Source organism: Rubrivirga sp. (genome assembly GCF_965213695.1).
Lineage (GTDB): Bacteria > Bacteroidota > Rhodothermia > Rhodothermales > Rubricoccaceae > Rubrivirga.
Genome location: NZ_OZ243912.1, coordinates 824229 through 847141, shown reverse-complemented (window position 1 = coordinate 847141; position 22913 = coordinate 824229). Strand labels below are relative to the sequence as shown.

The 22913-nt window shown below is 72.1% G+C and carries 20 protein-coding genes, 1 other RNA gene and 1 pseudogene; 15 read left to right on the top strand and 7 right to left on the bottom strand.

The window, feature by feature from the left end:
- Positions 1-66: 66 nt before the first annotated feature.
- Positions 67-1731, bottom strand: coding sequence for an asparagine synthase B (asnB, locus tag ACOOHE_RS03775; RefSeq protein ID WP_420456466.1), 1665 nt, complete (start codon positions 1729-1731; stop codon positions 67-69).
- Positions 1732-2095: 364 nt separating this feature from the next.
- Entirely contained in the window at positions 2096-2998 is a 903-nt protein-coding gene (locus ACOOHE_RS03770; protein ID WP_420456465.1) for an SDR family oxidoreductase, read from the bottom strand.
- Positions 2999-3488: 490 nt separating this feature from the next.
- Here ACOOHE_RS03770 and ACOOHE_RS03765 point away from each other — a divergent pair, with 490 nt between their 5' ends.
- From ACOOHE_RS03765 to ACOOHE_RS03715, 11 genes and pseudogenes are all read left to right on the top strand, one after another.
- A complete protein-coding gene (locus ACOOHE_RS03765) occupies positions 3489-5948 on the top strand; it encodes a M14 family zinc carboxypeptidase (protein ID WP_420456464.1) in 2460 nt (819 codons plus the stop codon).
- Positions 5949-6042: 94 nt separating this feature from the next.
- Positions 6043-6306 carry a hypothetical protein gene (locus ACOOHE_RS03760; protein ID WP_420456463.1) on the top strand — a complete coding sequence of 88 codons (264 nt, stop codon included), beginning with the start codon at positions 6043-6045 and terminating at the stop codon, positions 6304-6306.
- Positions 6307-6406: 100 nt separating this feature from the next.
- Positions 6407-6604, top strand: a pseudogene (rpmE, locus tag ACOOHE_RS03755) (50S ribosomal protein L31); the annotation flags it as partial.
- Positions 6605-7015: 411 nt separating this feature from the next.
- Entirely contained in the window at positions 7016-8368 is a 1353-nt protein-coding gene (locus ACOOHE_RS03750) for a thymidine phosphorylase (protein WP_420456462.1), read from the top strand.
- A 180-nt stretch (positions 8369-8548) separates the two neighbouring features.
- The gene (locus tag ACOOHE_RS03745; RefSeq protein ID WP_420456461.1) at positions 8549-9319 is read left to right on the top strand and encodes a PspA/IM30 family protein; all 771 of its coding nucleotides are present in this window, start codon (positions 8549-8551) and stop codon (positions 9317-9319) included.
- Positions 9320-9376: 57 nt separating this feature from the next.
- Complete coding sequence (locus tag ACOOHE_RS03740; RefSeq protein WP_420456460.1) at positions 9377-9856, top strand: hypothetical protein; 480 nt, start codon at positions 9377-9379, stop codon at positions 9854-9856.
- A 69-nt stretch (positions 9857-9925) separates the two neighbouring features.
- The gene (locus tag ACOOHE_RS03735; RefSeq protein ID WP_420456459.1) at positions 9926-10861 is read left to right on the top strand and encodes a hypothetical protein; all 936 of its coding nucleotides are present in this window, start codon (positions 9926-9928) and stop codon (positions 10859-10861) included.
- A gap of 3 nt (positions 10862-10864) precedes the next feature.
- On the top strand, positions 10865-11815 hold the full coding sequence (locus tag ACOOHE_RS03730) for an NAD-dependent epimerase/dehydratase family protein (RefSeq protein WP_420456458.1): 951 nt from the start codon (positions 10865-10867) through the stop codon (positions 11813-11815).
- Entirely contained in the window at positions 11808-12590 is a 783-nt protein-coding gene (locus tag ACOOHE_RS03725; protein ID WP_420456457.1) for an enoyl-CoA hydratase/isomerase family protein, read from the top strand. The genes ACOOHE_RS03730 and ACOOHE_RS03725 overlap by 8 nt, the downstream gene beginning before the upstream one ends.
- 114 nt (positions 12591-12704) lie before the next feature.
- Complete coding sequence (locus ACOOHE_RS03720) at positions 12705-13964, top strand: hemolysin family protein (RefSeq protein WP_420456456.1); 1260 nt, start codon at positions 12705-12707, stop codon at positions 13962-13964.
- Positions 13965-14095: 131 nt separating this feature from the next.
- The gene (locus tag ACOOHE_RS03715; RefSeq protein WP_420456455.1) at positions 14096-14842 is read left to right on the top strand and encodes a type III pantothenate kinase; all 747 of its coding nucleotides are present in this window, start codon (positions 14096-14098) and stop codon (positions 14840-14842) included.
- Positions 14843-14856: 14 nt separating this feature from the next.
- Here ACOOHE_RS03715 and udk read toward each other — a convergent pair whose 3' ends face one another.
- The 3 genes from udk to ACOOHE_RS03700 form a co-directional block, all read right to left on the bottom strand.
- Positions 14857-15483 (bottom strand): uridine kinase, encoded by a 627-nt coding sequence (udk, locus tag ACOOHE_RS03710; protein ID WP_420456454.1) that lies wholly within the window; start codon positions 15481-15483, stop codon positions 14857-14859.
- Positions 15484-15640: 157 nt separating this feature from the next.
- Positions 15641-16555: a YaaA family protein gene (locus ACOOHE_RS03705; protein WP_420456453.1), complete on the bottom strand. Its 915-nt coding sequence runs from the start codon at positions 16553-16555 to the stop codon at positions 15641-15643.
- A gap of 52 nt (positions 16556-16607) precedes the next feature.
- On the bottom strand, positions 16608-16928 hold the full coding sequence (locus ACOOHE_RS03700; RefSeq protein ID WP_420456452.1) for a YtxH domain-containing protein: 321 nt from the start codon (positions 16926-16928) through the stop codon (positions 16608-16610).
- 728 nt (positions 16929-17656) lie between these two features.
- Here ACOOHE_RS03700 and ACOOHE_RS03695 point away from each other — a divergent pair.
- Together ACOOHE_RS03695 and ssrA are read left to right on the top strand one after the other, a co-directional pair.
- Positions 17657-18100, top strand: a complete 444-nt coding sequence (locus ACOOHE_RS03695) for a hypothetical protein (protein ID WP_420456451.1) — start codon at positions 17657-17659, stop codon at positions 18098-18100.
- 62 nt (positions 18101-18162) lie between these two features.
- Positions 18163-18538, top strand: a transfer-messenger RNA (tmRNA) gene (gene ssrA, locus ACOOHE_RS03690).
- 257 nt (positions 18539-18795) lie between these two features.
- On the opposite strand, the gene ACOOHE_RS03685 is transcribed toward ssrA, so the two are convergent.
- The gene (locus ACOOHE_RS03685) at positions 18796-19941 is read right to left on the bottom strand and encodes a winged helix-turn-helix domain-containing protein (protein WP_420456450.1); all 1146 of its coding nucleotides are present in this window, start codon (positions 19939-19941) and stop codon (positions 18796-18798) included.
- A 195-nt stretch (positions 19942-20136) separates the two neighbouring features.
- Between ACOOHE_RS03685 and ACOOHE_RS03680 the strand changes: the two genes are divergently transcribed.
- Together ACOOHE_RS03680 and ACOOHE_RS03675 are read left to right on the top strand one after the other, a co-directional pair.
- A complete protein-coding gene (locus ACOOHE_RS03680) occupies positions 20137-20619 on the top strand; it encodes a hypothetical protein (protein WP_420456449.1) in 483 nt (160 codons plus the stop codon).
- 39 nt (positions 20620-20658) lie between these two features.
- Positions 20659-22020 carry a hypothetical protein gene (locus ACOOHE_RS03675; RefSeq protein ID WP_420456448.1) on the top strand — a complete coding sequence of 454 codons (1362 nt, stop codon included), beginning with the start codon at positions 20659-20661 and terminating at the stop codon, positions 22018-22020.
- 501 nt (positions 22021-22521) lie between these two features.
- Here ACOOHE_RS03675 and ACOOHE_RS03670 read toward each other — a convergent pair.
- Positions 22522-22692, bottom strand: coding sequence for a hypothetical protein (locus ACOOHE_RS03670; protein WP_420456447.1), 171 nt, complete (start codon positions 22690-22692; stop codon positions 22522-22524).
- Positions 22693-22913 lie beyond the last annotated feature (221 nt).

Here is a 22913-nt window from a genome sequence, read left to right as displayed (position 1 = left end):
CAGGACGACCCGAGGACTTGTAGCGCCGCCCGCCTCGGCACCGACGCCGAGGCGGGCGGCTCCGGGTCAGTACGCCTCGACGTGGACGCCGGCCACGGCCCGGCCACTCGGATCGGCCGACGACTCGAACGAGGCGTCCCACGCCAGGGCCTCCGGCGTCGAGCACGCGACCGACTTGCCCGACGGGACCGTGAGCGCGCAGGCGTCGTGGGGGTAGTGCTCCTCGAAGATGGTCCGGTAGAGGTAGCCCTCCTTGGTGTCCGGCGTGTGGATCGGGAAGCGGAACGCGGCCCGCGCCATCTGCTCGTCCGACACCAAATCCTCGGCGCGGGCTTTGAGCGAGTCGATCCACGAGTAGCCGACGCCGTCGGAGAACTGCTCCTTCTGGCGCCACGCAACGCTGGCCGGCAGCATGTCCTCGAACGCCTGGCGCAGGATGTGCTTCTCCATCTTCCCGTCCGTGGGGCGCTTAGCCTCCGGGTCGAGGCGCATCGCCACGTCCAGGAACTCCTGGTCGAGGAACGGGACGCGCGCCTCGACGCCCCATGCCGCCATCGACTTGTTGGCGCGGAGGCAGTCGAACAGGTGGAGCCGGTCCAGCTTGCGGACGGTCTCGTCGTGGAACTGCTCGGCGTCGGGCGCCTTGTGGAAGTAGAGGTAGCCGCCGAAGATCTCGTCCGACCCCTCGCCCGAGAGCACCATCTTGATCCCCATCGCCTTGATGCGCCGCGCCATCAGGAACATGGGCGTCGCCGCGCGGATCGTGGTCACGTCATACGTTTCGAGGTGGCGGATGACCTCGGGGATCGCGTCGATCCCCTCCTCGACCGTGAAGTACAACGTGTGGTGCTCCGTCCCGATGTGGTCGGCGACCTCCTGGGCCGCCTTGAGGTCGGGCGAGCCCTCCAAGCCGATGGCGAACGAGTGGAGGTGGGGCCACCACGCCTCTTGCTCGTCGTCGGCCTCGACGCGGCGGCCGGCGTACTGCATCGCGATGGCCGCGATCACGGACGAGTCGAGCCCGCCCGAGAGCAACACGCCGTAGGGCACGTCGGTCATGAGCTGGCGCTTGACGGCCGCGTCGAGCGCCTGGCGGACGTCCTCCGGCTGGGCGTCGTTGCCGGCCACCGGCTCGTACTCCATCCAGTCGCGCGAGTAGTACCGGACCGGCTCGCCGACCTCGCTGTCCCAGACGTGGCCGGGCGGGAACGTCTCGATCTGCTTGCAGACCGGCACGAGCGCCTTCATCTCCGACGCGACGTAGAGCGTCCCGTGCTCGTCGCGGCCGGTGTAGAGCGGCATCACACCGTGGGGGTCGCGCGCGATGAGGTACCGGTCCTGCTCGGCGTCGACCAGGACGAAGGCGAAGATGCCGGTTAGCGTGTCGAGGAAGTCGGCGCCCTGCTCGCGGTAGAGCGCCAGGATCACCTCGCAGTCCGAGTCGGTCTGGAAGTCGAACGGCTCCGCCAGCCCGTCCCGGAGCGCGCGGTGGTTGTAGATCTCGCCGTTGACCGCGAGCGCGTGCGTGCCCTCGGGGTTCATCAACGGCTGCGCCCCGTGGAGCACGTCGACGATGGCCAACCGCTCGTGCGCGAGGACGGCGCGGTCGGTCGCGTAGACGCCGGACCAGTCGGGCCCGCGGTGGCGCTGGAGCCCGCTCAGGCGGACGGCCGTGGCGCGCGCGGCGGCGGGGTCGGTTTGCAAGTCGAGCAAGCCAAGGATAGAGCACATGGGAACGGGGGGTGAGGGCGAGCGGGGGGGCAAAAAAAGAGCGGCCCCTCGGGATGGAGGGGCCGCTCGAGTCGTGTGTGGGTCTGCCGGACCTACCAACGCCACCGCTCGCGCCTCCCCAGGGAGCCGAGATTGCGATTGACGAGAGTGAAGATGCGGGCCAAGGCAGGACGCCGGTCGGATGCCCTCACGATATCGCCATACGCGCGCCCGGGTCAAGGGGCGACGCCAGATTGACCTGAGCCGGTCGTAGGGACACGATTCGTCGTGTCCCCCTGCTCCCACCAGGTCGTGGACTCATGAGTCGTGTCCCTACGCGGGGTGGCCGGCGCGAAGGGAACCACTCGAAACGCCTCCGGCCACGCTACGCCGTCGGCTCGCCGCCGGTCACGCCGAACACCTCGCCGGTGATGTAGCCCGACTCCTGGGTCGCCAGGAACACGAACGTCGGCGCGATCTCGGCCGGCTGGCCGGGCCGCCCGTAGGGGACGCTCGCCCCGAACTGCTCGACCTTGTCTTGCGGCTGCCCGCCCGACGGCTGGAGCGGCGTCCAGAACGGCCCCGGCGCGACGGCGTTGACGCGGATCCCGTCGTCGATGACCTGCTTCGCGAGCGCCTTCGTGAACCCGATGATGGCCCACTTGGTCGAGGCGTAGTCGAGCAAACCCGGCGACGGGCTGTAGCCCTGGATCGACGTCACGTTGATGATCGAGCCGCCCGGCGGGAGCCGCTTGAGGGCCTCCTTCGACAGCCAGAACATGGCGTACACGTTTGTCTTGTAGGTCTGGTCGAACTGCTCGGTCGTGATGTCGTCGATGCTCTCGCGGTAGACCTGCTTGCCGGCGTTGATCACGACCACGTCGAGCCCTCCGAGCTGGTCGGCCGCGTCCTCGATGAGCTGCGTGCAAAAGGCCTCGTCGGTCAGGTCGCCGGGCAGGCGGACGAGCGTGCCGCCCTCGGACTCGATCAGCTCCTGCAACGACTCGGCGTCGGGGCTCTCGGTGTCGAGGTAGTTGATGGCGACGTCGGCGCCCTCGCGGGAGTAGGCGATGGCCGTGGCCCGGCCGATGCCCGAGTCGCCGCCGGTGATGAGCGCCTTGCGGCCCTCCATCCGCCCGAAGCCGCGGTAGCTGTCCTCGCCGTGGTCGGGGACCGGGTCCATCTCCTGGGCCAGGCCGGGCGCCGGCTGGGGCTGGCGCGGGAAGGGCGGGCGCGGGTACTGCGTGAGCGGGTTCTGGATCTGGTACTGGTTCGGCGTCTCGGACATGGACGGGGAGAGAGAAGGGAGCCGATAAACCCGGTTCGTCGCCCACAGAGTTCCGCCGGTCGCGGGGCACGGACCGGACTCAGGGAACACCGGAGGACGCCTCGACAAGCGCTCGTCGACGGGCCAGACTCCAGGGCTATCGCAATCTCCGACGAGCTCCCCGGATCTGTCGTGCCGAAGAACTGCTTGGCGAATACCTGTTGTTTCCTACGAGGTCCCCTCTCCCCACGGGAGAGGGACAGGGTGAGGGGCCGACGGCGCCTTCGGCCAGCTTCTCGCTCCGTCTCGACCACCCCCCTCACCCTAGCCCTCTCCCCCCGAGGGGTGGAGAGGGGACGGCTGCCGCTCGCCGAACAGCTTCTGAACGCAGCAGCGCAGGATGACAAAAAGAGGAGTCGCGACAGTCGCGATAGTCCTGAAGCAAACCCGCGGAGTATCGGCGGGCTGCGGCCCGGCGCCGGTAGCTTTCGGCCCCCCTGCCCTCCCGCCCGTGCTCCGCCCCGTCCTCGTCCCGCTGGCGCTCCTGCTCGCCGTCGCCGTCCGCGCCCAGGTGCCGACGCCCGATGCGTTCCTCGGCTACGCGCTCGGCGAGCGGTTCACGCCTCACCACCGCGTGGTCGACTACGTCGAGGCCGTCGGCGCGGCATCACCGCTGGTGACCGTCGAGCGGTACGGCGAGACGCCCGAAGGCCGGCCGCTCCTGGTGGCCGTCGTGGCCGAGAGCGCAGGGGTGGCCGAGTCCGCCCGCCAGAGCGCCGTCGCCGCGTCGCGGGGCGACGGCGAGCCGACCCGGGCCGTCGTCTGGCTGAGCTACAACGTCCACGGCAACGAGGCCGTGAGCACCGAGGCGGCGATGCAAACGCTCTACGACCTCACACAGTCGCCGGAGCTGTTGGCCGACGTCGTCGTCGTCCTCGATCCGTGTCTCAACCCGGACGGCCGCGACCGCTACGTCTCGGGCTACCGCCAGCGCCGCGGGGCCGCACCCAACCCGGACCCCGACGCGCGCGAGCACGACGAGCCGTGGCCCGGCGGCCGGTTCAACCACTACCTCTTCGACCTCAACCGCGACTGGGCGTGGGGCACGCAGCCCGAGACGCGCGCCCGGCTCGCGCTCTACGACCGCTGGCTGCCCGCCGTCCACGTCGACTTCCACGAGCAGGGCGTCGACAGCCCGTACTACTTCGCGCCGGCCGCCGAGCCGTTCCACCCCCGCATCACGCCGTGGCAGCGCGAGCTCCAGACGCGGATCGGCCGGGCGAATGCCGAGGTGTTCGACCGGAACGGCTGGCTCTACTTCACGCGCGAGGTGTTCGACCTGTTCTACCCGGCCTACGGCGACACCTGGCCGACCTTCAACGGGGCCGTCGGGATGACGTACGAGCAGGGCGGATCGGGCCGGGCCGGGCTCGCCATCCGGACCGCCGAGGGCGACACGCTGACGCTGGCCGACCGGATCGACCACCACGTGGCGACGGGACTGGAGACGGTCCGCACGGTCGCGCGCGACGCGGATGAGGTCCGCCGCCAGCTCGCGGCGTGGTTCGACGCCCGGCCCGAGGGCGCCCGCGCCTACGTCGCCCAGGGCGACGCCGGGCGCCTCGGCGCGCTCGCCGAGTTGTTGGACCTCCAGGGGATCGCCTACGGATGGGCCCGAGGCGAGACCGTCCGGGGCGTCCGCTACGGCGGCGGGCTGGAGCGGCCGACCGAGCCGGGCCGCGTCGAGGTGGCGCCGGGCGCCCTCGTCGTCTCGACGGACCAGCCGAAGGGGCGGCTCGCGGCCGTCCTCTTCGAGCCGGAGGCGGCGCTGGCGGACTCGGTCACGTACGACGCGACGGCCTGGGCGCTCCCCTACGTCTACGGCGTCGCCGGCGTCGCCGCCGAGTCCGAGGTCGCAACGGGCGGTCCGGCGCCCGCCGAGGCGACGCTCCCCACCGGCCGCCCCTACGCCTACGTCGCCGACTGGCGAGCGCCGGCCGACGCGCGGCTGCTGGCGCGGCTGCTGCGCGAAGACGTCGGCGTCCGCGTCGTGCCGGAGCCGTTCGAGGCCGGCGGGCGGACGTTCGGGCGGGGGGCCCTCGTCGTCACGCGCGCCGGCAACGGGCGGCTCGGCGACCGCTTCGACGAGGTCGTCCGCGAGGCGGCCCAGGCGACCGGCCGGACGCTCACGGCGCTCGCCAGCGGGTTCGCCGCCGCCGGGCCCGACGTGGGCTCGAACCGCGTCGGGTTCGTCCGACGCCCGACCGTCGCCGTCCTGGCCGATGCGCCCGTCTCGCCGACCGCGCTCGGCGAGGTCTGGCACTGGTTCGACGCCGTCGTCGAGTACCCGGCCACACTCTTGACCGCCGACGACGTGTCGGCCGCGGCGCTCGACGGCGTCGACGTGCTCGTGATGCCGGACGGCAGCTACAGCTCGTGGCTGACCGAGCACGCCGATGAACTCCGAAGCTGGGTTCGCGCCGGCGGCCGGCTCATCGCGATGGAGCGGGCCGTGACGGAGCTGGGCCGGCTCGACGGGTTCTCGACGGCCCCTAGGGAGGCCCCCGACGCCGACTCGACCGACGTCGCGCGTCTCCGTCGCTATGGCGACCGCGACCGCCGCGACGCCTCGGAGGGCGTCCCCGGCGCCGTCTACCGCGTGGCCCTCGACGGCTCGCACCCGCTGGCGTTCGGCTACCCCGACTGGACCTACGTGCTCAAGCGCCGCGTCGACCCGGTCGCGTTTCTGGAGGACGGCTGGAACGTCGGCGTCGTCCGCAGCGGCGCCCCGACGGCCGGGTTCGCCGGCGCCGACGCCCGGGCGCGGCTCGAGGACTCGCTCGTGTTCGGCGTCGAGGACGTCGGCCGCGGCGAGGTCGTGACCCTCGTCGACTCCCCCCTCTTCCGCGGCTTCTGGGCCGACGGGCAGCTCCTGTTCGCGAACGCCGTGTTTGGAATGGAGGCGATGTAGATGGGTACAGGGTACTCGGTACGAGGTACGCTCTCGTCATTCTGGCACCGGCGGCAAGGCGCCGAGTACCCCGCACCCCGTACCCCAAAAGACCATGCCCGACGCCCCGACTCCCTCGACCCGTACCAGCGGGACCGTCTCGGCCGCCATCGGCGTCGTCGCCCTCGTGGCGTACGGCGTGCTCGGCGCCAGCCCGTCGTCTCCCGGCCTGCCGACGGGCCACTTGGTGCTGGCGGCGCTGCTCGTCGTGGCCGGGATCGCGCTGCGCGAGGGGCGCGGCCCGCGGTGGGGCGAGTTCCTGGTCGGCGCCCTGGCCGGGCTCATCATTTACGACTTGATCAACCGGCTCCTGTTCTGACCGCCGTCGGCGCACGAAGACGAGAGGAACACGGCGCTGCGGCCTTGGGCGCTCCAGCCCGGCCCGCTACCTTCCCGGTTCGCCAAGAGGCCCCACTCCGATGCAGAACGACATCCACCCCGACTACCCCTTCGTCACCGTCACGCTCGCGGACGGGACCGAGTTCACTACGCGCTCGACGATGGGCAGCGACTACCGCTCCGAGGTCGACTCGTCGAACCACCCGTTCTACACGGGCAAGAAGACGATGGTCGACACGGCCGGCCGCGTGGAGAAGTTCATGCGCCGCTACGGGAAGTCGCAGGCCAAGCAGGCCGCCGCGGCTCAGGAGCAGGACGTCGCCGACCAGGCCGCGCGCGAGACTGCGCCCGTCGAGGAGGTCGCCGAGGCGAAGGCGGCCGTGAGCCTGAAGTCGACGACCACCGACAACGAGCCCGTGCCGGGCACGGCCAAGCCGCCGGCGTCGTCGCCCGAGAACCCGGCGCGCGACACCGAGGACGACTAAGGCCCTCGCCACCGACCGTCTGCGAGGCGGGCTGCTCCGGTGGCCCGCCTCTCTCTTGGGGCTGCCCTGCCGCTGACGCGAGCGGCCGTCGCTCGTCGGGACGGAAAAACAACCGTGCTGATGCTCGCCGCGCTGGCAGCGGCCCTCCGCCAGCGTGAACGGGACGGCCGGCCGCGCGTTGGCTTTGCCCCCACCCCGCGCCCCGTGCCTGACCTCAACGTCGTCCGCCTCATCACGCGCAAGCGCGACGGCGGCGCGCTCGCCCCCGACGAGATCGAGGCGCTCGTCGCCGCGTACACGGCTGGCGACGTGCCCGACTACCAGATGGCGGCGTTCCTGATGGCCGCGTTCTTGCGCGGGCTGAGCGACGACGAGACGGTCGCCCTGACCCGGGCCATGCTGCACAGCGGCGTGGTCCTCGACCTGTCCGACATCGACGGAGTCAAGGTGGACAAGCACTCGACGGGCGGCGTCGGCGACAAGGTGTCGCTGGTGCTGGCGCCCCTCGTGGCCGCCTGCGGCGTGCCCGTCCCGATGATCTCGGGGCGCGGGCTGGGCCACACCGGCGGCACGCTCGACAAGCTCGAAGCCATCCCCGGCTTCGACGTCGGCCTCGACATCCCGCGCTACCGCGAGGTGCTGGCCGACGTCGGCGCCGTGTTGATCGGGCAGACCGGCGAGATCGCGCCGGCCGACAAGGCGCTCTACGCGCTCCGCGACGTGACGGGGACCGTCGAGTCGATCCCCCTTATCGCCGCCTCGATCCTGTCGAAGAAGCTGGCCGAGGGCATCGACGCGCTGGTCTTGGACGTGAAGGTGGGCCGGGGCGCGTTCATGAAAGACGAGGCCCGCGCCCGCCAGCTCGCCGAGACGCTCGTCCGTGTCGGCATCGGGTTCGGGACGCCGACGGTCGCGCTCCTGACCCACATGGACACGCCGCTCGGCCGGGCCATCGGCAACGGGCCCGAGACGGCCGAGGCCGTCCGGATCTTGAAGGAGCAGACGCCGGCCGGCGGGCCGTGCGCCGACGTGGTCGAGGTCACGCTGGCGCTGGCGGGCGAGATGCTGTGGCTGGGAGAGGCGGCCGAGGACGCGGGGGCTGGGCGCCGGTTGGCGGCGGCGGCGTTGCGCGACGGGTGGGCGTTCGGCGTGCTCCAGGAGATCGTCCAAGCACAGGGCGGCGACGTCGCTGCGCTCGACGACCCGGACGCGCTGATGGGCGAGCCCGTCGCCACGGTCACCGCCGACGCGGCCGGGTTCGTCACCGACCTCGACCCCCTCGCGCTCGGCTACGCCGCCGTCGACCTGGGCGCCGGCCGCGCTCGCAAAGAAGACGACGTGGACCCGAAGGCGGGCTTCGTCTTGCACAAGACACTCGGCGAGCCGGTCCGCACGGGCGACGTGCTGGCCCAGATCTACGCCAGCGACCCCGACCGCGCCGACCCCGACGCCGTCCGCGCCGCGTTCACGATTGGTCACGCGGCGCCGTCGAGGCGCCCGCTCGTGATCGACCGGTTCGACGGCGAGCGGTGGGAGGGTCAAGAGAGCGGGGAATGAGGCACGGGGAACGGGCAGACGTCGATGGCGCCTTCCCCTCTGCCCGTCCCGCTTTCCCAGTTCCTCGTTCCCGCGAGCGCAGCGAGCCCCCCGACAACCATTCGCGCGCTCGGCCGTACGACCCGCCGTCCCCGCGCCCTCGTACTTTCCGGCGCCTCCCCACCCGACCCGTTTGCCCCCATGTGGAAGCGATTCTCCCGACTCCTCAAGTCCCTGTTCGGCGGCGCCATCTCCGCGATGGAAGACCCCCGCCTGATCCTCGAGCAGAACATGCGCGAGCTCAACGATCAGGTCCCGAAGATGAACGAGAACATCGCGACGGTGAAGGCCAACGTGATGCTGCTCCAGAAGGAGCACCGCCGGTACACCGCCGAGCAGCAGTCGATCACGAGCAAGGTCAAGGCCGCCATCAACGCGGGCCGCGACGACATCGCCCAGCGCTACGCCGTCCAGCTCCAGGGCGTCAAGGAGGCCCAGGCCCGGACCGGCGAGCAGCTCGAGTTCGCCGAGCAGGCCTACGACAAGGCGCTCCAGGTCAAGAAGGCGTTCATGCGCGAGCGCGAGAAGAAGATCGGCGAGGCCAAGGAGGCGCTCCGCGCGCACGAGCGGGCCAAGTGGCAGGCCAAGATCGCCGACACACTGGAGCAGTTCGAGGTCGCCGGCGTCGACCAGACGCACGACGAGATGATCCGGCGGGTCAACGAGCAGTCGGCCAAGAACGAGGCGCGGATGGAGATGGCCCTCGACTCGATCGACACGGAGGCCATGCAGATCGAGGAGGACGCCCAGGAGATCCAAGCGGCCGAGCTCGTCAAGCAGTTCAAGTTGGAGATGGGCATGGCCGAGCCGCCGGTCCAGGAGGCCACGCCGGCGCCCCAGCTCCAGATCCCCGAGGAGCCGGCCCCGCTCGACGACCTCCCCGCCGACCGCGACCGGACCCGCACCGAGTAACGAGGGATCGGGGGCGGCCGTCGCGGCGTCGTATCCCGCATCCCGCCCCCCCTTTCCATGGACAAGAACGAGTTCGAACGGCTCAAGGCCGAGGAGAAGGCCCACCTCCAAAAGCTCCGCCAGCTCAAGCAGACCCACCGCGACGCCCAGCGCACGGCCTCGACGGCGAACGCGCTGAACGCGATGCGCAACCCCGCCCTCGAAGCCGAGACGGACGAGATGACGGACCGGCTCATGCGCGACGCCGCCCACGCCGAAGCCCGCCTCGACCTCGCGCTCGAAGGCCACGCCCCCGTCACCGGCAACGCCGACGAGGTCGACCGCGAGACGCTGGCGAAGGCCGAGGCCGAAAACCTGGTCCGCCAGATGAAGGTGCAGATGGGGGCCACCGACGACCCCTCGGCCGTCGACGCTGCCCAGGCGTCGAGCGAGCCCAGCGCGCCGGCCAGCGCCAAGACCATCGGCCGGACGCCGCCCGCCGACGACCCGCCGCCCGTCGCCCGCGGCGACAAGTCCATCGGCCGACGCCCCTCCTGATGTGTGATCCGTGATGCGTGGAGGCCGCCGCCCGACCCATCACCCGTCACTCTTCACCCATCACCCGCGATGCCCGACGAGTCGATCAACTTCACGAAGGAGGCGTTCATGAGCCCGGTCAACCTGGGCTTCTTGATCCTCGCGCTCGTCATCGCCCTGCTCACGGGCGGCGTCACGGCGAACGTGCTCCTGGTGTTCGCCGCGGCGGCGGAGCTCTTGTACCTCGGCACGCTGCCCCGCAACGAGCGCTACAAGCGGGCCGTCCGCGCCCGCAAGGTCGACGAGCGGCGGAAGGCGCCGCGCGACCGCGAGGTGTTCCGGACGCTGGCGAAGGACGACCAGAAGCGGTACGTCCGGTTCCGCAACATGGAGAAGGCGATCAAGGACAACTACGCCAAGCTCCCGTACTCGTCGCAGGGCCTGCTCGACGCCCACCTCAAAAAGCTCGACGGGCTCCTGGACGCCCACCTCAACCTGCTCCAGCTCAAGGAGCGCTACGTCCAGTTCGCCCGGCGGACCGGCGAGAACGACATCGTCGACGCGATCACGGGCTTGCAGAACGAGATGCAGGGCGACCCGCCGCGCGTCCGCGCGATCAAGCAGCGGCGGCTGGCGATCCTGGAAAAGCGGCTCGACCGGTTCAAGAAGGCCGGCGAGAACCTGGCCATCATCGAGGCCCAGCTCGAGACCATCGAGGACGTCACGCGCTACGTCTACGAGCAGTCGCTGACGATGCAGAACCCCGAGGAGGTCTCGTTCCAGCTCGACACGCTGATGAGCGAGGTCGAGGAGACGCAGCACTCGATGGAGGTCCTGGACGAGACGCTGGGCATGGGCTCGCTCACCGAGCTCGACCTGGAGGCGTTCGAGGCGTCGCCGGCCGGCGAGATGGGCCGGGCCGAGGACCGGATCGACGCCGGCCTGATGGACGACCTCGACGACCTGGGCGACCTCGACCTGGACGCCGAGCCCGCCCCGCGCCGCCGCACGCGCGAGGGCGGCTGACCGATGCCCGACCTCCACGTCGTGTTCGGGACGGGTCCGCTCGGCCGCTCGACGGTCGAGGCGCTGGTCGAGCGCGGGCGCCGCGTCCGCTGGGTCAGCCGGAGCGGGCAGGCCGCCGACGTGCCCCCGGGCGTCGACCTGCGCGCGGCCGACGCGACCGATCCGGCGCAGGCGCGGGCGGCCGTCGAGGGCGCCGCCGTCGTTTACAACTGTACGAACGCGCCGTACACGGCCGAGGGGTTCGAGACCGAGTTGCCGCGCCTGTTCGGCGGGATCCTGGACGCGGCCGAGGCCGCCGGGGCCCGGCTCGTCGTCGGCGACAACCTCTACGCCGTCGACGAGGGGCCGCAGCCGATTCGGGAGTCCGGCCCCGAGGCACCGACGACGCGCAAGGGGCGCGCGCGCAAGGCGGTCGGCGACGCCATGCTGGAGGCGCACCGCCGGGGCCGTTTGCCGGTCGTCGTGGTCCGGGGCTCGGACTTTTTCGGCCCCTACGCGACGGACCAGTCGCACCTGGGCAGCCGGGCGATCCCGCCGCTGCTCGCGGGCAAGACGGCCACCATGATCGGCGGGCTCGACCACCCGCACTCGATGACGTACGTCCGCGACTTCGGCCGCGCGCTCGCCACGCTCGGCGAGGCCGACGGCGCCCATTACGGCCGCGCGTGGCACGTCCCGAACGCGCCGGCCGAGACGCGCCGGGCCGTCCTGGCGCGCATCGCTCGTGAGATCGGCACGCCGCTCAAGGTCCGCCAGCTCGGGCCGGTCGCCCGGCGGGTGTTCGGCCTGTTCATCCCCCCGCTCCGCGAGATGGAGGAGATGACGTACCAGCTCGACCGGCCGTACGTCATCGACGCTTCCGACTTTGCCGCGACGTTCGACGTCGAGGCGACGCCGCTCGACCAGAGCGTCGCCGAGACCGTCGACTGGTTCCGCACCCACCCCGATGCCTGACTTCCAAACGATCCGCGCCGAGACCGACGCCGACGGCGTCCTCACCATCACGCTCGACCGGCCCGACGCGCTCAACGCGCTGAGCCAGCGGCTCGTCGCCGAGCTCGGCAAAGCCATGCGGCTCGCGCGCCAGGACGACGTCCGCGGCGTGGTCATCACGGGCGGGGGCGAGAAGGCGTTCGCGGCCGGGGCCGACATCTCGGAGTTCGCCGGGATGGAGCCGCTCGACGCCCACCGCTTCGCGGCGCGCGGGCAGGCCGTGTTCTCGAGCATTGAGAGCACGCCCAAGCCGGTCGTCGCCGCCGTCAACGGGTTCGCGCTCGGGGGCGGGTGCGAGCTCGCGATGGCGTGCCACCTCCGCGTCGCCGCCGAGACGGCCCAGTTCGGGCAGCCCGAGGTCCAGCTCGGCTTGATCGCCGGGTTCGGCGGGACGCAGCGGCTGCCCCGGCTCGTCGGGCGCGGGATCGCGACCGAGATGCTGCTGACGGGCGAGCGGATCTCGGCCCAGCGCGCCTACGAGGTCGGGCTCGTCAACCGCGTCGTGCCGGCGTCCGACCTGATCGAGACGGCCCGCCAGCTCGTGCTCACGATTGCGTCGAAGGCGCCCGTCGCCGTCGCGATGACGTTGCAGGCCATCCGCACGGCCGACCTCCCGCTCCCGCAAGGCTTGCAGCAGGAGGCCGCCCTCTTCGCCCAGTGCGCCGCGACCGAGGACTTCGCCGAGGGCGTCATGGCGTTCCTCAACCGCGAGACGCCCGCGTTCACGGGCCGCTAGCGCGGTGAGGAACCAGGGACCAGGGGTCAGGAATCGGGGTCGTAGGACACTCACCCTTCTTCCCGACCGACTCTCCTGCTGACTCCCGATTCCGCCTCCCCGATTCCTGGTCCCTTGACCGCCGTCCTTCTCATCCTGCTCATGCTGGCGCTGAGCGCGTTCTTCTCCGGCTCGGAGATCGCGTTCGTGACGGCGAACCGGCTCAAGACCGAGGCGCGCGCGCGCCAGGCCGGCTGGGTGGGCACGATCGTCCAGGACTTCATGGCCGACCCCGGGACGCTGCTCACGACGACGCTCGTGGGCAACAACATCGCGCTCGTGGTCTACTCGACGCTGATGAGCCTGGCATTAGAGCCCCCGCTGGCGGCGCTCTTCACCGGCACGCTCGGGATCGCGGACCCGACGGCCTGGGTGCTCGTCGCCCAGACCGTGATCGCGGCGCTCGTGGTCCTCGTGTTCGGGGAGGTCTTGCCGAAGTCGCTCCTGCGCCAGCCGCCCGTCCGCGCCTTGTTCGTGCTCGCGGGCCCGCTCAAGCTGACGTACCGGCTGTTCTGGGTGCTGATCAAGGCCGCCGGCTGGGTCAGCGGCCTGTTCGTCCGCCTGGCCGACGGCGAGTCGGACACGGTCCAGCAGTTCCTGCGCCGCGACTTCGAGCTCGTCATCCGCGAGAGCCGCGAGACGGGCACGCTCGACCTCGACGAGGAGGAGTCGGAGATCCTGTCGAACGTGTTCGAGCTCCGGTCGCTCCGGGTCAAGGACTCGATGATCCCACGGACCGAGATCAAGGCGGTCGAGGAGGGGGCCACTATCGAGGAGGTCCGCCAGACGTTTATCGAGACCGGGTTCAGCCGGTTGCCCGTCTACCGCGAGAACGTCGACCGGATCGTCGGGGTGGTGCTCGCGCATGACCTGTTCCACGCGCCGGACTCGCTCGCGTCGATCCTGCGCCCGGCCCGCGTGGTTCCCGAGTCGAAGCCGGCGCGCGACCTGCTGTTCGACTTCCTCCAGGGCGGGGCCACGCTCGCCGTCGCCGTCGACGAGTACGGCGGGACGGCCGGCATCGTGACGCTGGAGGACCTCTTGGAGGAGCTGTTCGGCGACATCCGCGACGAGCACGACCCGGCCGCCGCCCCCATCCGCCGCGTCGACGACCGGACGGTGATGGTCCACGGCCGCGTCGAGCTGGAGGCGCTGGCGGCCGAGACCGGGGTCGCGCTCGACGACGGCGACTACGACACGGTCGCCGGGTTCGTGCTGGCCCACCTCGGCAGCGTGCCCGAGGAGCGCGAGGGGTTCGAGCACGCCGGCCACCGGTTCACCATCGTCAAGGCGAGCCCGAACCGGATCGACGCCGTCCGCATCGAGCGGCTGTAGCTCGCCGGCGCTCGCGGAGGCTCGCTGGCGCTCGCGGGAAATGGGAACGGGGAAATGGGAAATGGCAGAGACGGAGGTGGCGGCCTCTGCTGGCGACGGGCATCTTCCCAGTCCCCAGTCCCCAGCCCCCCGTGTCCTTCCTCGCTCTCGACGCTGGCAACTCGTCCGTCAAAGCCGCCGTGTGGGACGAGGCGTGGAGCGGCCTCGTCCGGTTCCCGGCGGACGACGCGCCGGCCGCGGTCTGGGCCGAGCGGCTGGCGGACGTCGCTCGCGGGGCGGAAGCCGGCGGGCTCGCCTCCGTCGTTCCCGCGCTGACGCCGGTGCTGGCCGAGGCCGTCGAAGCCGTGACGGAGGCCCCGGCGCTCGTCGTGTCGACGGCGCTCGCGCTCCCGTTCCGCCTGGCGTACGAGACGCCGGCCACGTTGGGCGCCGACCGGCTGGCGGCGGCCGTCGGCGCCTGGGCCCTCGCCGAGGGGCGGCCCGTGATCGCGCTCGACGCCGGGACCGCCATCACGACCGAGGTCGTCTCGGCCGAGCCCGCGTACCTCGGCGGTGCCATCCTACCCGGGCCCGACCTCCTGCGGCGCGCGCTCGCCCGGGACACCCGCCAGCTCCCCGACGTCCCGTGGCCGGACGTGCTGGCGCCCATCGGCACGTCGACCGTCGGGGCGATCCAGGCGGGACTGGGCGCGCTCGTGCTCGGCGGGGTCGCCGGGCTGGTCCGCCGGACGCAGGACGCTCTCGGCGGCGGCGCGCTCGTCGTGGCCACGGGCGGGTGGGGCTCGTGGCTCGCCGAGCGCCTGCCCGAGATCGACCGGGTCGAGCCGTTCCTGGTCCTCGACGGCGTCCGCCGGCTGGCCCGGGGCTCGCGGCCGTAGGCCCGGTCAGCCCGTCACCCGCGCGCGTCGAGGTCCAGCAGCGATTGGACGCGGGCCAGGACCATGTCGATGGCGACCTCGTTGCGGCCCCCGCGCGGGATGATCACGTCGGCGTGGCGCTTCGAGGGCTCGACGAACTCCAAGTGCATCGGGCGGACCGTCCGCCGGTACTGGTCGAGGACCGACTCGACGGACCGGCCGCGCTCGTGGAGGTCCCGCTCCATCCGCCGCATCAGGCGGACGTCGGGCGCGGCGTCGACGAACAGCTTGACGTCCATCCGCACCCGGAGCGCGGGCTCGGCCAAGACCAGGATCCCGTCGATCAGGATCACCGGGCGCGGCTCGACGATCTCGGTCGCGTCGAGCCGGCTGTGCGTCTCGAACGAGTACGTCGGCTTCTCGACCGCTCGGCCCGCCAAGAGCTGGTCGAGGTGGTCGACCATGAGGTCGGTCTCGAGCGCGTCGGGGTGGTCGAAGTTGTACCGGGCCCGCTGCTCGGGCGGCAGGTGGTCGAGCGGCCGGTAGTAGGCGTCGTGGTCCAGGAGCGCGATCCGCCGGGGCCCGAACCGGTCCATCACGCGGCGCTGGACCGTCGTCTTCCCCGAGCCAGACCCGCCAGCGATGCCGATGACGACGGACACGGGCTAGAACGAGGAGTGAGGAAGGCGGAACGAGGAAGCCTGAAACGTGACGCGCCGCCGGAGTCGCGCCAGCGGCAGAGTCGTCCCGACGGACGGTGCCAGCTGTGGGCCCTCTGGTCTCTCCTCCCTCGTTTCGCCTTCTCCGTTCCTCGTTCCCCTAGTCATCGTCGTCCTCTTCGCGGGCGCGCTTGGCGGCGGCGGCCTCGGCCTCGGCCTCGGCGCGGGCCTTCCGGCGGGCCTTGCGACGGTCCTCCCAGCCCGGGCTCGACACCATCACGACGGTCCCGCCCCCGGCCTCGTCGACCTCGGACGCCTCGGGGTCCACCTCGTAGCCGTCGGGCGCCTCCCAGCCGTCGAGCGTCTCGACCGAGTCCGCGGTCTCGTTGACGATGTGGGCGACGAGCGACCCGCGGAGCTCCTTGACCCCGTGCGAGACGGCCGTCCGCTCGCCGGCCTCGTCTTGGCGGAAGAACTTGACCCGGATCATCCGGCCGTACACCTCGGCGTCGTCCCACGCCGCCTCGTGCGAGGCCGGGAGCAGATTCCAGACGGCGTGGCCGGCCACGAGCGCGTTGAGCGCCTCCGAGAGCGGCTCGCGCCAGTAGCTCGCGACCTTGCCGATGCCCTCGACCTTGGCGTCCATCCTGAGCCGGTAGTTCGGGATGAGGTCGTCCGGCCGCAAGAGCCCGAACAGCCCGGAGAAGATGACGCCGTTCTCCAGGAGCCGCCGCTGCGAGCCCGTCGGGAGCCCGGCGAAGTCCATCGCGGCGTACATCACGCCCGGCCCGTAGCGGTCGACGGCCGCCATCAGCGGGCTCCGGTAGAGGTCGAGGTTGACGTCGACGGCCTCCTGGAGCGTGTCGCCCTTGACGCCGAACAGCGCCGCGAGGTCGTCGTCGCTGCCGTCCCGGACCTGGGCCTGGAGCGCGTCGATGAGCGCGCGGCGCTCGGGGTTGAGCTGGGAGAAGTAGTTGAACGTGTTCGACGAGCGGTAGTCGAACATGTCGGGGGCGAGGGGGTTGCCCCCCGGCTCCTTGCCCTCCGCACTGGGGAGGAGAATCGTAAAGCGCACGGGTGCTGGCGGAGGGGAGCGCGCGGGCGCGCGGACGGTACAGGGGGCGAGGCTAGGCGCCGTCGCCGGAGCGGCCCAAGCGGGCCTGGGAGATGAGCGCGTCGGCCTCGGACAGGAGGTCCTCGGCCTGCTGGCGGGCGTCGGCGACGAGCGCGTCGGCCTGGGCGCGGGCGTCGCTCGACGCCCCGTCGCGGTCGAGCCGGTCGACGACGGCCGCCAGGTCGCCGGCCCACCGGTCCAGGAGGTACGCCGCCCGGCGGCGGAGCTGGCGGCCCTCGTCGGGCGCCAGCAGGAGGCCAACGGTCACGCCGGCCGCCCCACCGACGAGGAAACCGAAGAGGGAGGCACGGGCAGCTCGACTACGCTGGCTCATGGGATGAGGGGGCGGAGGGACCGGGGCGGTGGGGCCGCAAGATAACGGACCGGACAAGACGCCCCCGCCGATTCAACCTGAAACAGGCCGCCCCCAACCTGAGGACGGCCTGGACCTGGAGGGACCGGTCGTGGCAGCGGCAGGGACGGTCGAGCCCGAGCCCACCGGGCTACGCTAGCGGCCCTTCTTCTTGTGGCGGTTCTTGCGGAGCCGCTTTTTCCGCTTGTGGGTCGCGATCTTGTGGCGCTTGCGCTTCTTTCCGCAGGGCATAGGAAACCGGGGTCGAGGGAGAGGCTTGTCGTCGGGGCAGTAGAGGGCAAAGGTAGGGCCGAGGCGGCGCCTCGGCCGGCGCGGGCCCAGATCTGGCGGTCCCTTCACGGAGCGGGTCCGCTCGGCCCCTTCCGGAACGGCCCGGCCCACCGGGCCAGCGGCCAGCGTACCGGATCGGATACAGGGCCGTCCACGGCCCTGGACGGGCGGCCTCGGATCCGTGAGGCCGTGGGGACCCGGAGTCTTGTTTTCGGTCGGCCACGGCGAGTGGCACACGCCTTGTCAAGAAACCGAGCACGTCCGTCTAGCGCATGACGCGGGGGACGTGAAAGAGCGATACCAGTGCGCAGCGGCCTCGGCCCGCGCACCGTCGGGCGGACACGTACGGGTGAGCGTGTCCGCCCGGCTTTTTTTTGCCCTCGCGTTGGGGCGAGGCCACGTGGTACCCTCCGGGCGTCATGGCTCGCGTCTCCCCCCTCGTCCTCGTCCTGGTCTTGTCGGCCTGCGCCCCCCGGCTCAGCCCGCCTTACCGCGACTACGAGGTCCGGACCGACGTGGCCGACGTGGTCACCGAGCTACGCCAGGCCGTCGAGGCGGCCGGCTGGACGCTGGCGCCGTCGCTGGACCCGGCCATCGTCTCGACCGGCCCGCGCCGGGTCGCCGCGGGCGTGCTCTCGCGGACCGACGCGGCGCTCGACCTGGTCCCGCTCGACGGCGGCTATGTCCGGGTCTACGTCCGCGCCGAGCGCCGGTCGCTCCTGTTCGGGGGCCGGTCCAAGGTGTACGCGCTCGACGGGGACCTCCGCCGGTCGGTCCTCGGCCCGCTGTCGGAGGCGCTGGCCGCGCGCGGCTTGGTCCCGCTCGGGACGCCGCGCGACCGGGATGAAGACGCGACGGACTAGGCACCGCGCCGTCCGTGCGTACGTTGTGTCTCCCTCGGTGGCCTCGGCCCCGACTGTTCTTTGGGGATGACACGGTTTCGACGAGAGACGTGTGCGGCAGGCCGCGCGCCGGGTGGTGTCCGATACGCCCGCAAGACCCATCGGACCGCACTTGTAGCTGCGAACGACTACTCCTACTCGCTGGCCGCGTAAACGCGCCGCTAGCTGTCTCGCACGGCGGACGCTCACTATCGCTGTGCGAGGCACCGACTAGAGTGAGCTGGCTTCGGAGGCTCCGGCTGAGCCGAAGAAGCGAGACCCAATCAGCCTGCGTCCGTCCGGAAGCCCGTCAGCGGGCCACGCCGGACGGACAAAGACTTCAAATGCGCTGACTACGCGCGTAGACGCCTGGACTGTAGCGCCTCTCGGACCCGGGTTCGACTCCCGGCATCTCCACCTTGTAACGCCCACAACCGACGGCCCCTCGCCGGTCGGTTGTGGGCGTTCTGCGTTCTGAGGGCTCAGAGGGCGTTGAGGTTTGGGGGTCGCAGGCGAGCGGGAACGCGGCCGGCGGCCTCCGACGCCCGCCGCAGCCCGAGCCCCTGGGTCTCAACGCTCTCTCGGGACTTCTCCCTTCTCTTCTCCCGGTCGTGGAGTCCGTCTCGGAACTCGTGCAGGCCGGGCGGGCCGGAGCCCCGGCCAGGGCGGCAACGCCGTCAGCCCTGCTCGCGACGAGCGCTCGCCGGCAGGGCGAGGCGCGCCAGGACGAGGGCGCCCACGACGCAGCTCCCGAACAGGAACCCCTCGACGCCCCCCAGCACGACCTGCGTCGTATGGCCGAAGTGGACCTCACCGAAGAGACGGCCGAGGGCGTCGAGTTGAAGCCGGGAGCCGGCGAACGACCGCGCGAGAAGGTCCAGGCTCCCACCCATCAGGTGGCCGCCAACGGTGGGGATGAGCGCCCCGGCCACGGCGCCCGCGAGGCCGGCGCCGGCCACCGGGCGCCAGCGCGAGGCGGCGTCCGAGCCGGCGCCGAGCCGGGCGCCCAGGGCGAGCGCGGCGCCGAGTGCGGCGCCCTCCAGGCCCCCGGTGATCCCGGCGGGCGCTCGCCCAAAGAGCAGGTTGAATGCGTCCACCCCGAGCAGCTTGGCCCCGCCGCCGACGACCAAGCCGCCGAGGGCGCCGCCGGCGATGCTCCACCGGAGCGGACGGCGCGAGACCCACCCGACCGCGGCCATCCCGAAGCTGACGCCGGCGCCCCCCAGCAGGCCTACCAAGACGTTGAGGCTGAGCAGGACGACGAGCACGGAGGCGGTGCCGAGCCGGGCGTCCGGGGCGTAGGCGAGCGCGGACCCGTAGAGGAGCCCCCCGAGCACGCCGGCGAAGCCGCCGCCGAGCGCCCCGGCGCTCCCCCAGAGAGCGGCCGTTCGCAGGGGGAACCGCTCGGCCTCCCGAAGCGGGGGGCCGCCCGTCGCCGGGGCGACCGACCCGGCTGGCGACGCGGCCTGCCACGCCGCCCCGCCGTGGCCCGATAGGGAGACGGGCTCGACCGGCCCAACAAACCGGTAGCCATACCGGGGCACCGTCTCGACGTAGCGGGGGTCCGAGGCGTCGTCGCCGAGCCGCTGGCGAATCTCTTTGACACACTGCGTGAGCGCGCTGTCGCTGACGACGACGTCGCCCCACACCTCGGCAAAGAACCGGTCCTTCTCGACGAGCTGCCCGTGCTCTCGCACCAGGAGGACGAGGGCGTCGAAGTAGCGGGCGTTGAGGTCGACCCGGTCGTCCCCCCGCCAGAGCTGGCGGTTGGGGACGTCGAGGCGGAAGTCGCCGAACCGGTACGTCAGGTCCTCCTCAGCCATGCTCACAGACATCTCAGGTGGTGCTCACGCCGCTCACGCGGCCCGTTCGCAGGTTACGCCACTCCACACCGCCCCGACCCCATGACCGCCAGCCGCCCCGAGACCCCGACCGACTGCGCCCGAGGACACGTGAGCCCGTGGAGGGCCGCGGCGTGGTCCGCCGCCGCTCTCGTCCTCCTCGTCCCCTTGATCGCGATGCAACTCACTGACGAGGTGGCCTGGAGCGTGGCCGACTTCGCGTTCGCCGCGGCCCTCCTGCTCGGCGTCGGGATCCCCCTGGAGCTTGCCGTGAGGACGACGGGCAACGCCGCGTACCGGTGGGCCGTCGGCGTCGCGCTCGCGACCGCGTTCCTCCTGGTCTGGACCAACGGCGCCGTCGGCCTCATTGGGTCCGAGGACAACGACGCCAACGCACTCTACGGCGGGGTGCTCGCGGTGGGCGTCGTCGGGGCCCTCGTCGCTCGCGCCCGAGCGCGCGGGATGGCCTGGACGATGGCCGCGACGGCGCTCGCTCAGGCGGCCGTCGCCGTGGGCGCGCTCGTCGCCGGGCTGGGCCCGGGGGGCGGACTGATCGAGGTCGTGGCCCTGAACGGGGGGTTCGTCGCGCTGTGGGCCGGGTCGGCCGCGCTGTTTCGGCGGGCCGCCCGCGAGCACCCGGGCGCGGGGGCAGTAGCCTGACCACGCTCCCCGTCGCCCTCGGCCACCAAGACCCCACCCATGTCGAACCCCAAGATCGTCGGAGCGGCGGCCGTCGCGCTGATCGCCGTCGTTTACGTCGTCGGCTCCCGAGCCCTCGAAAACGTGGGCCCCTCCGCGACGGCCTCGCCGCCGACCGCCTCCTCGGCGGAGGCCGCGGCCCCCGACCTCCTCTACGGCCGCGTGACCACCTACGGCGGCGACACCTACGAGGGACGCTTGCGATGGGGCGGCGACGAGGAGGCGTTGTGGGGCCACACCTTCGACGGCGTCAAGGACGAGAACCCCTGGGCCGCCCTGACGCCACGCGGGCGACGGGCCGAGGAGGGCCGCCCGGCCAGGGTGTTCGGGGTCGAGGTCCCCTGGGGCGGGCCCGAGGTCGACCTCGGCCGGCCGTTCATGGCCCGCTTCGGCGACATCGCGCGCATCGAGGCGCACGGCGACGGCGTGCGAGGGGTCTTGGCGGACGGGGTCGCGTTCGATCCCGACGTGCGGGTGACTCTCAAGAGCGGGACCGTGTTCGACCTCGACCGCCTGTCGGCCAGCGACTTCGACGACGGCGTCCGCGTGTGGGACGGACGGCGCGGCGCCGTCGACCTCGGGCCGCGCCAGATCCGCACCGTCGAGCTCTTCCCCGCGCCCGACGACGTCGAGAGCCGCCCCCGCGATGGGGGCCGACTCCACGGGACCGTCCACACGTCCCACGGCGACTTTACCGGCCTCCTCCAGTGGGACCGCGACGGGGCCCTCGGCCGCGACGAGATCGTCGGCCGCACTGCCGACGGCGAGCGCCGCCTGCGGTTCGACGCCATCCGCTCCATCGCCCGCGACCCGCGCGGCGGCTCCCGGGTCACGCGGCTCGACGGTCGCGAGGTCGCCCTCTCCGGCACCTCCACCGTCGGCCCCGGCCACCGTGGGATCGCGGTCGACGACGCGCGCTACGGCCGGGTCCTGGTGCCGTGGGGCGCCGTCGAGCGCGTCGACCTCGACCCCAGCGCGAGCGGCCCCTCGTACGACGACTTCCCCCCGGGCCGACCGCTCTCGGGCCGCGTCACGACCCGCGACGGGCGCCGCCTCACCGGCCGGCTCGTCGTTGATCTCGACGAGAGCGAGACGACGGAGACGCTCGACGCCCCGTCACGGGGCGTGGACTACTCTGTCCCCTTCGGCCGGATCGCCTCGGTCGTGCTCCCCGGCGACGGGCCCGCCCGGGTGACGCTCCGAGACGGCAAGGAGCTGGCGCTCGAACGCGCCGGCGACCTCGGCGACGGCAACGCCGGCCTGCTGGTCTTCGCCGACGGCCAGGAGGGCCCCGAGTACGTGCCGTGGGCCGAGGTCGAACGGATCGACATCGACCGGCCAGCCGAGCCAGCGGATCGGTGACGCGATCCGGGGGGCGTGTGGGGAAAGGGCGCTTCCTCCTGCGCGGGCGCCCGGCGCCCTCGAACTCCGAACGGAGGCCGAGCGACCGGATCGGGGATCACTCCGCCCGGCGCGCGAACGGGTCGCCGTAGACCTTGTAGGCCGGCCACGAGACGTCGCCCACCGCCTTTACCGCCTGGCGCCCGGCGGTGGCCGTGTCCGACCCGTCGTCGGCGCGGACGAAGGCGCGGACTTCGGCGGGTTCGTCGTGGAGGTGGAGGTCGCCGGCCTCGACCGCGATCCCGCCGGCCGGGGCCTCCTCGCCCGCCGCCAGGAAGTCGCCGAGGTCGAGGGTCTGGCCCGTCAGGATGCCGACGAGCCCGGTGTGGGCGTCGTCGGTGTTCTGAATCGACCCGTGCTTGCTCGACGAGAACGTGGCCCGGCTCGCATCGCGTCACTCCTGCGGGACCGACGCCACACGCGGAACGGTCCCGTCCACCTCGCCGGCACGACGAATCGTGTCTACAGGAGAGGAGACCATGGGGCCGGCTGGACGGCGTCCGCCGGGCGGAGGGCGTCGTCGGCCAGGAGGTAACCGCTGGCGAGGGCGCGGTAGGCCGTGACCTGCTCGCGCTCCCAGTCCTCGTCGTGGCCGAGTTCGTCCGCCAGCAGCGCGGCCACGCGGGGCGCCATCGCTTGCAAGACCCAATCAGCCTGCGCCCTTCTGGAATCCCGTCAGCGGAGCATGCCAGCCGGGCAAAGACCTTCAAAGCACTGAATACGCGCGTAGACGCCTGGACTGTAGTGCCCCTCAGACCCTGTGGTCGACTCCTGACATCTCCACTCGATATCGCCCATCTTTAGCCTATCCGGCTGAAGAGAGGCGGTTCTAGTTTGAGGTGTCGCCGTGCCTC

Excerpts from the sequence above, each read along its gene's own strand:
- ACOOHE_RS03770 (WP_420456465.1), bottom strand. The coding sequence starts at position 2,998 with ATGTCCGAGACGCCGAACCAGTACCAGATCCAGAACCCGCTCACGCAG.
- ACOOHE_RS03680 (WP_420456449.1), top strand. The coding sequence starts at position 20,137 with ATGCAACTCACTGACGAGGTGGCCTGGAGCGTGGCCGACTTCGCGTTC.
- asnB (WP_420456466.1), bottom strand. The coding sequence starts at position 1,731 with ATGTGCTCTATCCTTGGCTTGCTCGACTTGCAAACCGACCCCGCCGCC.
- ACOOHE_RS03700 (WP_420456452.1), bottom strand. The coding sequence starts at position 16,928 with ATGAGCCAGCGTAGTCGAGCTGCCCGTGCCTCCCTCTTCGGTTTCCTC.
- ACOOHE_RS03730 (WP_420456458.1), top strand. The coding sequence starts at position 10,865 with ATGCCCGACCTCCACGTCGTGTTCGGGACGGGTCCGCTCGGCCGCTCG.
- ACOOHE_RS03760 (WP_420456463.1), top strand. The coding sequence starts at position 6,043 with ATGCCCGACGCCCCGACTCCCTCGACCCGTACCAGCGGGACCGTCTCG.
- ACOOHE_RS03740 (WP_420456460.1), top strand. The coding sequence starts at position 9,377 with ATGGACAAGAACGAGTTCGAACGGCTCAAGGCCGAGGAGAAGGCCCAC.
- ACOOHE_RS03735 (WP_420456459.1), top strand. The coding sequence starts at position 9,926 with ATGCCCGACGAGTCGATCAACTTCACGAAGGAGGCGTTCATGAGCCCG.
- ACOOHE_RS03695 (WP_420456451.1), top strand. The coding sequence starts at position 17,657 with ATGGCTCGCGTCTCCCCCCTCGTCCTCGTCCTGGTCTTGTCGGCCTGC.
- ACOOHE_RS03745 (WP_420456461.1), top strand. The coding sequence starts at position 8,549 with ATGTGGAAGCGATTCTCCCGACTCCTCAAGTCCCTGTTCGGCGGCGCC.
- ACOOHE_RS03675 (WP_420456448.1), top strand. The coding sequence starts at position 20,659 with ATGTCGAACCCCAAGATCGTCGGAGCGGCGGCCGTCGCGCTGATCGCC.
- ACOOHE_RS03685 (WP_420456450.1), bottom strand. The coding sequence starts at position 19,941 with ATGGCTGAGGAGGACCTGACGTACCGGTTCGGCGACTTCCGCCTCGAC.
- ACOOHE_RS03670 (WP_420456447.1), bottom strand. The coding sequence starts at position 22,692 with ATGGCGCCCCGCGTGGCCGCGCTGCTGGCGGACGAACTCGGCCACGAC.
- ACOOHE_RS03725 (WP_420456457.1), top strand. The coding sequence starts at position 11,808 with ATGCCTGACTTCCAAACGATCCGCGCCGAGACCGACGCCGACGGCGTC.